General features: G+C 38.6%; 12 protein-coding genes. 11 read left to right on the forward strand and 1 reads right to left on the reverse strand.

The genetic code is table 11. The features are described from left to right. Positions 1 to 94: 94 nt before the first annotated feature. The 3 genes from ACO0KV_RS10125 to ACO0KV_RS10135 are packed head-to-tail and all read left to right on the forward strand — an operon-like array spanning position 95 to position 3,595. Positions 95 to 2,347 (forward strand): GumC family protein, encoded by a 2,253-nt coding sequence (locus ACO0KV_RS10125; RefSeq protein ID WP_423042407.1) that lies wholly within the window; start codon positions 95 to 97, stop codon positions 2,345 to 2,347. 3 nt (positions 2,348 to 2,350) lie between these two features. Beyond that, positions 2,351 to 3,070 (forward strand): tyrosine-protein phosphatase, encoded by a 720-nt coding sequence (locus ACO0KV_RS10130; protein ID WP_423042408.1) that lies wholly within the window; start codon positions 2,351 to 2,353, stop codon positions 3,068 to 3,070. Positions 3,071 to 3,094: 24 nt separating this feature from the next. Continuing rightward, positions 3,095 to 3,595: a hypothetical protein gene (locus ACO0KV_RS10135; protein WP_423042409.1), complete on the forward strand. Its 501-nt coding sequence runs from the start codon at positions 3,095 to 3,097 to the stop codon at positions 3,593 to 3,595. 1 nt (position 3,596) lies between these two features. Here the strand turns inward: ACO0KV_RS10135 and ACO0KV_RS10140 are convergent, their stop codons facing one another. Then, the gene (locus ACO0KV_RS10140) at positions 3,597 to 3,878 is read right to left on the reverse strand and encodes a hypothetical protein (RefSeq protein ID WP_423042410.1); all 282 of its coding nucleotides are present in this window, start codon (positions 3,876 to 3,878) and stop codon (positions 3,597 to 3,599) included. Between the two features lie 55 nt (positions 3,879 to 3,933). Between ACO0KV_RS10140 and cysC the strand changes: the two genes are divergently transcribed. From cysC to ACO0KV_RS10180, 8 genes are all read left to right on the forward strand, one after another. Further along, positions 3,934 to 4,554, forward strand: coding sequence for an adenylyl-sulfate kinase (gene cysC, locus ACO0KV_RS10145; RefSeq protein ID WP_423042411.1), 621 nt, complete (start codon positions 3,934 to 3,936; stop codon positions 4,552 to 4,554). Between the two features lie 237 nt (positions 4,555 to 4,791). Next, entirely contained in the window at positions 4,792 to 6,273 is a 1,482-nt protein-coding gene (locus ACO0KV_RS10150; RefSeq protein WP_423042412.1) for a lipopolysaccharide biosynthesis protein, read from the forward strand. 88 nt (positions 6,274 to 6,361) lie between these two features. After that, a complete protein-coding gene (locus ACO0KV_RS10155; protein ID WP_423042413.1) occupies positions 6,362 to 7,537 on the forward strand; it encodes a glycoside hydrolase family 99-like domain-containing protein in 1,176 nt (391 codons plus the stop codon). After that, positions 7,527 to 8,510 carry an EpsG family protein gene (locus ACO0KV_RS10160; protein ID WP_423042414.1) on the forward strand — a complete coding sequence of 328 codons (984 nt, stop codon included), beginning with the start codon at positions 7,527 to 7,529 and terminating at the stop codon, positions 8,508 to 8,510. Before ACO0KV_RS10155 ends, ACO0KV_RS10160 begins: the two co-directional genes overlap by 11 nt. Then, on the forward strand, positions 8,503 to 9,309 hold the full coding sequence (locus tag ACO0KV_RS10165) for a glycosyltransferase family 2 protein (protein WP_423042415.1): 807 nt from the start codon (positions 8,503 to 8,505) through the stop codon (positions 9,307 to 9,309). The genes ACO0KV_RS10160 and ACO0KV_RS10165 overlap by 8 nt, the downstream gene beginning before the upstream one ends. 79 nt (positions 9,310 to 9,388) lie before the next feature. After that, positions 9,389 to 10,189: a sulfotransferase domain-containing protein gene (locus ACO0KV_RS10170; RefSeq protein ID WP_423042416.1), complete on the forward strand. Its 801-nt coding sequence runs from the start codon at positions 9,389 to 9,391 to the stop codon at positions 10,187 to 10,189. A 161-nt stretch (positions 10,190 to 10,350) separates the two neighbouring features. After that, a complete protein-coding gene (locus ACO0KV_RS10175; protein WP_423042417.1) occupies positions 10,351 to 11,349 on the forward strand; it encodes a family 20 glycosylhydrolase in 999 nt (332 codons plus the stop codon). A gap of 263 nt (positions 11,350 to 11,612) precedes the next feature. Next, positions 11,613 to 11,770: transposase (locus ACO0KV_RS10180; RefSeq protein WP_423042418.1), on the forward strand; the 158-nt coding region annotated here is incomplete at its 3' end.

Genomic DNA, 11,770 nt, shown 5'->3' on the forward strand with positions numbered 1-11,770 from the left:
ATTACAGAATTAATCGTTGAAGCGAGCTCAAATTGATGCCGCCGCTGGTAGCGATTTCCTAGATTCATAAATATAGATTGTGAGCAATGCGAAGATGGATACAAACGTGACACCAGTTAAACTAAACCTAGAACAACATGCATCTAAAGAGCTTCATGAGTTCGAGGAGAAGTTGGATTTCGTTGAGTACTGGAAAAGTATAACAAAAAGGAAATGGTCAATTTTAGGGTTTGGCGTTGTTATTGCAATGCTCGCAGCTGTGATTGTGTTCATTATCACACCCGTATATCGTTCTTCAGTAACCCTTTTGATTGATGCTACTAAATCTAAAGTAGTCCAGATAGACGAGGTGTACAGTGGATTTTCTGAAAATCACGATTATTTTATTACGCAAGTTGAAATTCTGAAATCTCCTGATATCGCATTAAAAACTATTTCAAAGCTGAAGCTATGGGAAAATCCTGAGTTTGATCCCAGAAAAAAACAGGATACTTTGCTGAGCAAATTTTTAATTGCTCTCGAGTATTCTACGAATATTCCAAAGAAATGGGATGATCAATCTTTGGCGCGAGCAGTATTGCCAAAATTTAATCAACGATTATCGATAGAACCAGTAAGGTTAAGCCTGTTGGTGAAGGTGAATTTTGAGTCCGAGAACAAAGAATTAGCTGCTTTAGTCGCCAACACGATGGCGAGATCATTTATAGACTCAGATCTTGATGTTAGATTCCAAATGACTCAACGTGCAAGTGCTTGGTTAGAAGATCGTATGGTTGGTGTTCGCGAAAAGCTTGACGCATCAGAAAAGGCTCTGCAAGCCTATCGCGATCAGGCGGGAATTGTTGACGTAAAAAGTGATGCGCAGAGCGGTGCTGGGAAGCAAATTGAAGAAGTGACACAACGCTTAGTTGAAACACGATTACGCAGAGCTGAAGCGGAAAATGCTTACAACCAAATTAAAAATGCTCCGAAAGGTGCAGATCTTTCTTCTTTGCCCGCAGTGGTAAGAAACGTCGTAGTTGCAGAGGCTCTTAAGCAACAAGCTGAAGCAGATAGGAAATTATCTGAGATTTCACAGCGATATGGGTCGGAGCATCCTAAATATGTACAAGCAGAGGGTGAGGCGAAAACTGCACGCGAAAATGTGAAACGTCAGATCGATACAGTTGTACAAAGTGTAACTCGTGAGTACGAGGTAGCAAAAGGCACTGAAAATATGTTGGTGCAAACATTAAATCAGGCAAAAGGTTCAGTGCAAGGTATTAACCGTAAAGAATTTCAGCTCAATTTATTAGAGCGTGAGGTTGATTCAAACAAACAAATTTATGACTTATTTTTAAAGAGAGCAAAGGAAACAAACGTTTCTAGCGATCTGCAGAATCCAGTGGGGAGAGTTGTTGATGAGGCAAAAATAATAGACATTCCTGTTAAGCCTCAGAAACTCCAAATTATTTCCGCCGCTTTTGTAATAGGTTTGTTAATTGCTGCCGCATCATCCTTATTGATAGATTTACTCGACAATACCTTAAAAAGTACAAACGACGTTGAAACTAAGTTAAAGCAACCATTATTAACCAGTCTGCCTTTACTTGATAGGAAGAAGGCTGACCGTTCATCAACCGCTCATATTTTCTTAGAGGATCCCAAATCTTTATATTCTGAGTCGATTAGAACAGCACGGACCGGTGTCTTATTGTCGTCGGTTGACTTAACAAATCGCATTTTGTTGGTTACGTCGAGTGTACCAGGTGAGGGTAAAACCACTTTTTCAATTAATCTTGCCGTAGCTCATTCTCATACAAAAAAGACTTTGTTGATTGACGCAGATATGCGTCGCCCCGCAGTAGCCAAAGGCTTAGATTTAGATCCACATTTATTGGGATTGTCGGATTTGGTGGCTGGAACTGCATCATTTGGTACATGTGTGAAAACAGTCGAAGGCAGTGATCTACATGTAATAACTACAGGTACCCCAGTACCTAATCCTCTTGAAATTATATTGTCACAGCGCTTTAAAGATACTATTTCAGAGTTGTCAAAGATTTATGACATAGTAATTATTGATTCCCCGCCAGTAGAATTAGTTAGTGATGCGTTAGTTTTATCAAAGATGGCCTCTGGTGTAATTTATGTTGTTAAAGCGCTCGAAACACCATACCAGCTTGCGAGAAAAGGATTGACACGAATCCGCCGAGCCGAAGGGAAAATTCTCGGTGTTGTATTAAATCATTTGGATTTCAAAAAAGCGGAAAAGTATTATGGTGAATACTCGGGTTACGGTAAATATGGTTACGATAAATATGGGTATGGAGATAATTATGGGAGCGAAGAAGAGAAAAAAGCTTAAATCATGATTGATTTGCATTGTCATTATCTGCCTGGGGTAGATGACGGACCAGAGGGGGCAGAAGAGGCTATTCGACTAGTTAAGGCCGCTGTTGCCAACGGTATCACAGCTGCCGCTTTGACACCTCATATTCACCCACGTCGCTACCCAAATTCTAAAACGCGGTTATTACACACATTTGTTAGATTTCAAGATTTGGTAAAGAAGCATGAAATTCCAATCAAGCTTTTTTTGGCTGGAGAAGTACGAGTTTCTGCGGAGTCCTTGGAATTATTTGAAGAGGATGAAATTCCATTTCTAGGAGAGGTTGATGGTTTTAAAATTGTGTTGCTTGAATTTCCTCACGATGCGATACCTGTAGGCACTCAGCAATTTATCAACAAATTACTTCGTATGAAAATTCGGCCTTTGATCGCACATCCAGAACGAAACAAGCAGGTGATGAGTGATCCAGAGCGGATACGACCCTTCGTTGATATGGGGTGTTGGTTGCAGCTTACATCTGCATCATTAACTGGAGGGTTTGGAGAGCCAGCGAAAAGAGTCGCAATTAAACTCTTGGAACAAGAGCTCGCCTGGATTATTGCAACAGATGCTCATAACATGGCACATCGTCCTCCGGATCTTGCAAATGGGATGCGCGCCCTCACTGAAATTGTAGGTAAACGTTTAGCAACACGTATGGTCGACACGCGACCGGCTCGAATACTTGGTATGGATTAGGATGTGATTAGATCAAACATAATTATGTCCAGATTAATGTTGGTATTTTTTTGCGTATTAAGCTTTACTTGCGTCTGCTATTGTGTGCCAGCTGGTATAGCAGATTTGGTTACGCTCGACCAAAGGTATGTATTCAACCAGTCTCAACCTGTTAATGGTTCGTTGGAGATGGAGGGACGCTTTTTGAAACATTTGTTTTGGGCGACGGAGTTAGCGCCTGAATCCCCGGATTACTACGAGCGAATCGCATACATGTTTGCTATACAAGGGGCGGGACTTTTGAATAATCAAAAAGTTTCCGAACAAAAATTTATTTTGGCGGAAAAAAATTACAGGCATGCCTTAATGCTTAGGCCTATGTCTTCAATACTATTTGCGAATCTTGCACTACTAAAATTTTATCGAAAAGCTCCGAAAGCCGAAATTAATCAGTTAACTATAACGGCGAATTTGTACGGGAGAAATGATCCTCAGAAGGAAAAAACGTTACTTTATCTAAATAAGCTAAACGACGGTCGCCATTGAATTAGTTGATTCTTTCGCGGCGGATTAAAGCTACCTTTAACAAGAGTGGTCGATGGATCTGTGTATGGTTTATTCTCATCCAAGTGATCGTAGTTTTTGATCCGTTACTTCTTCCTGGTTTTTCCGGTGCCAAGATTGGGTCAATTAGGCTTGGTAATTCGTGATTTTGGTCTAAATTATTACGCTGGATAGCTTCATGTGATCTTGTTTTTAGTGCGACGCGCACTCGGTATATTTTGAATTGATTTTTCGTTTTAATTATTTTTTGCATCGGATGCTTCATACACCGATCCTTTAAGAAATATTTTTCTAAGCAACATTTAAGGAAGATGAGCTGCATGAACACAAAATTGATATCACCTAACGTGGTCTGGCAAATGGCTGGTGTTAACCGAGAAAGTAGAGAAAAACAAAATGGTCATTCCGGGGCCATTATATGGTTCACTGGCTTATCTGGATCCGGAAAGTCAACTTTAGCTTATGCGGTTGAGATTGAGCTACACACTAAAGGATATCGAACCTTTGTCTTGGACGGAGATAATGTTCGACATGGTTTATGTGGAGATCTCGGGTTTTCAAGCTCTGATAGAGTTGAAAACATAAGGCGGATTGGGGAGGTCGCCAAGTTATTCATGGAGGCTGGCATCGTAGTTTTGACTTCTTTTATTTCTCCTTTTCAAGCGGATCGCGAGAGGGTGCGGCAAATGGTCAAAAAAGGGGACTTTGTTGAAGTTTATTGCGACAGTCCAATTGAAGTTTGTGAGCGGCGAGACGTTAAAGGTATGTATAAAAAGGCACGGGATGGATTTATTAGTGATTTTACTGGCATATCTTCGCCTTACGAGAAACCGCTTAATCCTGAGATAATCATAGACACGGCGAATCAAACTCAATTAACTTGTGTGCAAACAATTTTGGATGAAATTGAGAAGAGAAATATTCGTAGCTCAGTAAATTGAATGAAGAAAAGTTAGTAGTGTCTTTAATTACTTCGTACGACCTCGCCTACATTTAGTTTTCTAATATGCTCAAATTTAGTTTTTTTTAGTGGGTTTGAGCAGATCGAGTCTTTTTTATAAACTTCTACAGAGAACTATTTAAGTTCAGCATCGATTTTGAAGTTGTAAGAGACGATACCCATCACGATAACTTGGATTTATTGGGAGTGTTTATTTGAATCCTAGTAAGGGATTATTATGAAAATTTTTCGCAGCAATATAATTGCAAATTTAATTATGTTGTTTGTTAGTAAGGCTGGTGGTGTGTTGGTTACCCTGATTTTTACGCCGCTCTATTACAAACTACTTGGACCAGAACAATTTAGTATTGTTGCCGTGATATTGTCACTGCAATCGCTACTTCTCATGTTGGATTTAGGCATGACGACAATGGTTAGTCGAGAGGTGGCGATTTATGGTACGCGCTCTTTAGCATCTGTCAAGATCTGGGCTAACGCTGAGGCAATATTAACTTTTTTTTATTTATGTTTGTTCCTACTTGCAATTATCTTTGGGTTTTATTCTGTGCCAAAAGGTTTGGTATGGTATGCCAACGGGTTAATTATTACGTTATTTTGGTTAATGGTGATGCAGAACCTCTCCCAAACTGTATTGCTTGGTGGAAGGCTATTCAAGATTTCTGGGACAATACAGTTAGTAGGCACTCTTTTGAGAGCGAGTTTGACGGTGATCGCCTTAAAGTTTTACTCCTCTTCAGTAGAGTGTTTTTTGACCTCCCAATTATTTGGTACTTTATTTCAATTCATCGTAACGCGAAATATTTGCAAACATTTTTTTTCGACGACACTTATTTCGAAAATCAAATATAGCTTCGGTGAATGTAAAGCTTTGTTCAAGAACGGTACGCCGTTACTATTTCTTAGCTTGTCAGGGGCAGCGGTCTCTCAACTCGATAAACCTATCATTGCTTCTTTTCTAACAGCAAAAGTAGTTTCGACATATTTTTTGGCAGTCACGTTTTGTCTTACTCCAATTAGTGTTTTAGGTGGACCAATTTATCAATATTTTTTGCCCAACTTAACTTCAATGCTTGCTGAGAAAGATAGTGGGCAACTTACACGACATGTTTCATTATTTGTAATAGTACTTGTATTTTCGACGGTTATCCCAACCGTGTCGCTCTTGTTTTATAGTGAATATTGGATTCGTCTTTGGTTAGGGAATGTAGAGACCACAATTCAAGTCTCTGAGTTTGTGTCTATTCTGTTGCCCGGGGTGCTAATTGGAGCAATGGGCTATATTCCTTTTTCAATGTTAACCGCTTGTCAGGACTATCAATTTCAAGCTCGATTAGCACTGTTCCTAACATCCATTACGCTTGCACTGGTAGTTTTTTTTGCACAGCGGAAGAGCATAGACGCAATATGCTTCGTTTATGCTGGCTATCATATCGTTTCGACTTCATCTTCTTGGATACGCGCGATTCAAACTGACAAAACCCGCATATACGCAAAGTATGCCCTTATTTTGACAACAAAATTCGTGATTGGTATATTTTTTGTTGCAAAATTGATAAAATTAATATTAGTTAAGTTTTGCGATGTGCAATACGGCATGTGGGTATTTATTTTAATTTTGGGTCTCATAGGGTTAATATTTTTTCTCTTCGAAATTAGAAATATTAAAAAACAAGAATACTTACTTCAGATATTCAATTAAATAACAAAAGTTTATGAAAAGTTAATTTCAGCTATCTTTACACAATTTGAATGGTCGCTTCGGTAGATAAGTACAATATGAGAGTAAATTGATAACCGATTACTTTTCTCTTTATTCGGGTTTAAGAATCACAGCAAATTATCTTGATATCAACGAATTTGAAATGGAAAAAGAAATAAATATGAAACCGATATGTATTGCGTATTACTTAGGTCAATACCATCCCCTTGAAGAAAATAATCTTTATTGGGGCGACGGGTTTACAGAGTGGCACAACGTATCAAAAGCCCGTCCACTTTTTCCTGGCCATATTCAGCCTCAGTTACCTGGTGCGCTTGGATTTTATGATCTACGTTGCGAAGAGACTCTCCTGTCTCAAATGGATTATGCAAAAGAGATAGGCGTTGATGCATTTTGTTATTGGCATTATTGGTTCGGCGGTAAAAGGGTGCTACACGAGCCTCTTGACAAAATTATTAGTCTGCCGGACCGTGGAGTTAAAGTAATGCTAGGTTGGGCCAATGAATCTTGGACGGGAATTTGGCACGGTTTATCAGATCAAGTAATCTTTAAGCAAACTTACGATAATGAGGAGTTAGATGCTCATGCAAAACTTATCGCGGGCTACTTAAATTCCGATAAATATTTACGGGTAGGTCATTTATCACCTTTCTTAATATACAAGCCTAGATTGATTCCAGATGCAAAGAAGTATTTGACGGAGTTGCGAGAAAAAGTGCGGACTTACGGTGGTGGTGACCTATATATTATTGGCAGTTGGGGGCCGGGTAAATCAGAGCGAATAAATAATCCTAGTGAATATGGGCTAGATGCTGTAGTTGCAAATAATGTAGGTAAATTTTTTAAATCAAGCATATCAAGTAACGCATATTTAGGATTGTGGAAGTTAGCCAAGAAGTGTGGGTTGGGGCCTGAGGTAAGAAACTATAAGTCTACTATTGATACTTTAATTTCTAGTTACAAAGAAATTAATGGTGTCGTACACGCGACCATTGTTGCTGGGTGGGATAATACACCGAGGTCTGGGAGACGAGGATTGGTTCTGAAGGGTTACAATGAGACGTCTTTCAGGGAGGCCATCACTACCGCCGTTCAATACGAAAATAAGAATTCTAGAAAAATTTTATTTATAAAATCTTGGAATGAATGGGCAGAAGGAAACACTATTGAGCCAAAATTTCATGAGAATTGGAGTGCCGGGCAAGTTTTGCAAACAGAGTTAAAGGATAAATATGAACAGTAGCCAATCCCTGCCGAGGCTTATATTTGGAATATTGGCGGTGATCGTTTGTCTTATCTTATCTTTTCGCCCGATTCCTAGCCTTTATAGTGATAACGACACTGGGCGCTATGTTGACAGTCTCCATCTTTATTGCGCAGGAGTTGAGGATGCTCGTTTTCACGGGAAAGAAGCTTCATTCGAGTTTTTTTATGCGGTTACGTCCCCAGCATGTCTTGTTCAATCCGATGGACTTTTTCTTCTAGAAGTTGCATTCTTTTCACCCCTGATTTTCCTCCTTTTCGTAAAGTGGAAGGAGGATACATTCTTGTGGGCTTGCAGTATTTTATTCAGCATGGTCGGTATCGAGTTAATGATAAATGCGATGCGACAGGGGCTGTCTATGTTGCTCCTATTCGGAGCAATTTATGCTTTAAAAAAAAATCGTCTATTAGCGGCAAGTTTAGGGATCATGTCGGCTGTCGCACATTCTTCGGTTCTTTTCTATACCCCTTTCTTACTTTGGTTAGCAGGAGCACGAGTTTCAAAAAAAACGATGAGAGTGATCGTCGGTGGTATCGCTGCAAGCTGTTTACTTTTTAGCTCATACATAGTTAACTTTCTGCAACTAACAGGCGATTTGGATTTTTTCACTCAAATATATTCGGATGAGTCAAGTGTTGCTTTTATTTTATACATAACACTCCCCCTAATTTGGGTTTATGGTATCCGCTTCTTTTTTGAGAGGGAGCTGATTTCTGATGGCGAGAAAATTGGACTTATTTATTCTGCTATTTTGTTGGTGATTTGTTTATTTTTATTCCCAGCAATTTATTATCGGTTCGCTATTCTATCTGTAGTTTTACAAATATTTCTGATTAACCAGTCTGAAAAATCGAGTGTTAAAGTTGCTAAATATGCATTTCTCGGCATGTTTATTCATCTTTTAGTTATGATATTTTTTTCAAAAAACTATTTGGTACTTATAAATGGATAAGCTTTTGACAGTAGTTATACCTACTTTTAATCGCAAGATTCTGACAGACATTGCGGTTAACTCGGTTGTAACGACGTTCCATTCCTTGGTAGAAATTGTCGTTGTCGACGACTGTGGCGCAGAAGCATACAATTTCGGCAAGCGTAACTCATCAGGGGTGGAGGTAAAGATCTTACGAACAGAATCAAATGTGGGCGCCGGAATAGCACGGGAAGTAGGGATAAATCAGTCTAGTGGCACTTTTATTGCTTTTTTGGATTCGGACGATAGTTACGACATTGGTTGGATTGATAATGTGATCGGGTTTCTACAAGATTTTCAAGATAAAAAGACTGGGAGTATTTTCATAAGCGGCATTGCTGTTGGTCAGAGCAAAATTACAGGAGTCGTACGATCCTTGATCTCTTTAACTCCAAATTTTATGCATTTATCAATATACAGATTTATAGTTATATTCTTTAATCCATTTTATACGCCATCGATTGTTCTTAGCCGGGAGTTATGTAAATTTAAAAAAGAGTTACGTTTTTGCGAGGATTATTTTACAACTGCAAACGCGCTGTTTTTTACCGACTACTTATTTCTACCGAAAATGGTTGCATGTCGTCTGGGGCGACCTATAAACAGTAGTGGAGGAGAGTCTGCGAACGCCGTAATGATGAGCAGAGGAGAGATGCGTGTGCGACGTTCTTTTTTCGTCGAAAAAAAAATCGCTTTGCTTTATAAATTATTCATTCCTGCTGGCATGACTTATCAATTATTGAGGATTGCCATAAAAAAGATAATGAGAGTTGTCTAATTGAGTATGATATAAATTATTTTATAAGTAAGTATAATTATTGTTAAAATACTCATTGAATTAACCTTCTAGCTCTCTTATGCAAATTAATCGATTAATCAAGCAGGCTCGCAAGCAATCAAAATTTTTGATTGGTGGAATGCGGCCCTCAGCCATAAGCGGGCGTTCAATCGGACCGAAAGTACTAGTTAATTCAGTCCCAAAAGCTGGAACTAATCTTCTTCAAGAACTGGTAACACTTCTCCCACTTATGCGGGGAAAAATAACGCGTACTTTAAGCTTGACAAATGGAGTTGATCAACTTCTTTCCAAGTTGGAAACTATAAAAAAGGGAGAATGTGCTCCTGGCCACATTTTTTTTGACCCTTCTGTCGAGGAAACGATAAAAGAAAATGGCATACGCCACATATTGATTGTGCGAGATTTTAGAGATGTAGTGTACTCAAACATCAAGTATTTGGATTCAATTCACACTGATCATCCGCATAACAAATATTTTTCAACGCTTGCTACTATGGATGAAAAAATTGAGGCATGTTTATCTGGAAATGTTGATATAAATATGCGGCCCTTACCAGACTTGATTAGGCATTACAGGCCATGGATGGACTCCAAAGAAATACTTATTATTAGATATGAAAACTTGGTAAGTAAGCACGTCCAAATCGCTGAAACTGAAATTCAAAAAATTGTAAGCTTCTTAGGAATTACTTCTAGTGTGTGTCTTGCGGATGTTAGAACTAAGATGTTTAATGTAAAAGGATTAACTTTTAATGCGCCCGGTGTTGAAAAGTGGCGTACTAATTTTAACAAGGAACAGATAGAGAAATTGAATCGGGTGCTAGGTGACGAATTGGAATATTTTGGGTATTTCGTCTAAAAAGAACTTATTTGTTGGGTTTAGCCTGAAATTTTAGACTTCCTCAAAGAAATATGAACTTTTATATTCAACATTGAATCTTAATATTTGCTTTATTAATCACTTAATTTCATAAGTTTATTGAAAACTATCTTTCCTATGTTGAGCAACCTAGCAATTCTATGAAAAAAATTTGGGTGACCTTTCTATTAGTTTGTCTTTTAATATCAGCGCCAGCATTTTGTGTGCCTAAATCGAATACACCCGTTAGAGCATTTCATTTTGTATTGCTGAATATTTCCTTGGAAGAAGCGAAACATTTAGTCGATAAAGCTTCTGAATATCAATTTAATACTTTGGTACTGGATCTTCTCTGGGGGGCTAGTGTAAAACTTAAAACATTTCCATGGACTGTGGATACAAACCCCTGGGAGAAGGAAGATTTATTGTCTTTTGTGCAATATGCGCAGAAACATGGCATCCGTGTAATTCCCGAGATGCACCTGCTAAGTCATCAGCAAGTACTGCTCAATAGATACCGTCCAGATTTGTCTTATAATCAGCAAACTTATGATCCGAGAAAAGCTGAGGTCTATAAAATACTTCTACCGATGATAGATGAGGTAATAGACCTAATTCATCCTGATGCGTTCCACATAGGGCACGATGAAGTTGTAGGGTGGGCCATAAGTAATTGGGGAAAGTTTCTAAATATAGGAGAACATTCATTACCAGCTAATTTGTTTTATGAAGATGTAATGATTTTTCATCAACATCTTCGCAAGAAAAATATTAACACTTGGATGTGGGGCGACATGTTAGTTGCTGTAAATGAAGTTCCTGGAATGAATAATGACTCTTTACATGGACAGATGACTGGATATGGTGAGCCGCTGAGAAAAAAACTCCCACTTGATATAGTTGTTTGTGATTGGCATTACTCGGGAGCACAGCGCGATTTCCTGTCAATTAAATTAGCCGCATCCGCCGGCCATCGTGTTTTGGGCGCAACATGGGATGATTTAACTACAACGAATAATTTTAGCAAGTATGCTGCGAATCATAAAGCCGAAGGGATGATATTAACTTTGTGGTCCTACGTTCAGCTTAAAGAATGGGGGAAAGTTGATAACCTAATGAACGAGTCAGGCAAGATCTTTAATAGAGATTTCCCGAATTAAATTTAGTCAGTTTGATTGCTCAGTCGAGTATGTTACCGATATTTAAACTTATAAAGCAATGAAATATTGTCAATTTAATAAATCTAGTCATATCTTACTTTCTCCTTGCTTGAAACCAAATGCAATATGGTTAATTTTGATTAATAGCTTCTAACTTTTTTAGATTTGTAATTTGTAAGCCTATAGACAAACCAATGAGCTTCCCCCGAAATTTAGTTCCCCAAAGGTGACGTAAAATAAACGTAACTTTGGAAAGACAAATGATGAACAGGATACCAAAAAAAGCTTACACGCCCGAGTTTAAAGAACTGGCCGTTAAACGTGTTTCAGATGGTGAAGCCATCTCTGTCGTCGTCAGGGAGCTGGGGTTAAGTGACCAAACCCTGCGCAATTGGATCAAGGCCTCATCTGAAGGAAAACT

It is taken from the genome of Undibacterium sp. RuRC25W, assembly GCF_049339825.1.
Classification (GTDB): Bacteria; Pseudomonadota; Gammaproteobacteria; order Burkholderiales; family Burkholderiaceae_D; genus Undibacterium.

Bases quoted from the DNA above. Each gene is read 5' to 3' on its own strand.
- ACO0KV_RS10125 (WP_423042407.1), top strand. From the start codon at position 95: ATGGATACAAACGTGACACCAGTTAAACTAAACCTAGAACAACATGCA.
- ACO0KV_RS10130 (WP_423042408.1), top strand. From the start codon at position 2,351: ATGATTGATTTGCATTGTCATTATCTGCCTGGGGTAGATGACGGACCA.
- ACO0KV_RS10135 (WP_423042409.1), top strand. From the start codon at position 3,095: ATGTCCAGATTAATGTTGGTATTTTTTTGCGTATTAAGCTTTACTTGC.
- ACO0KV_RS10140 (WP_423042410.1), bottom strand. From the start codon at position 3,878: ATGAAGCATCCGATGCAAAAAATAATTAAAACGAAAAATCAATTCAAA.
- cysC (WP_423042411.1), top strand. From the start codon at position 3,934: ATGAACACAAAATTGATATCACCTAACGTGGTCTGGCAAATGGCTGGT.
- ACO0KV_RS10150 (WP_423042412.1), top strand. From the start codon at position 4,792: ATGAAAATTTTTCGCAGCAATATAATTGCAAATTTAATTATGTTGTTT.
- ACO0KV_RS10160 (WP_423042414.1), top strand. From the start codon at position 7,527: ATGAACAGTAGCCAATCCCTGCCGAGGCTTATATTTGGAATATTGGCG.
- ACO0KV_RS10165 (WP_423042415.1), top strand. From the start codon at position 8,503: ATGGATAAGCTTTTGACAGTAGTTATACCTACTTTTAATCGCAAGATT.
- ACO0KV_RS10170 (WP_423042416.1), top strand. From the start codon at position 9,389: ATGCAAATTAATCGATTAATCAAGCAGGCTCGCAAGCAATCAAAATTT.
- ACO0KV_RS10175 (WP_423042417.1), top strand. From the start codon at position 10,351: ATGAAAAAAATTTGGGTGACCTTTCTATTAGTTTGTCTTTTAATATCA.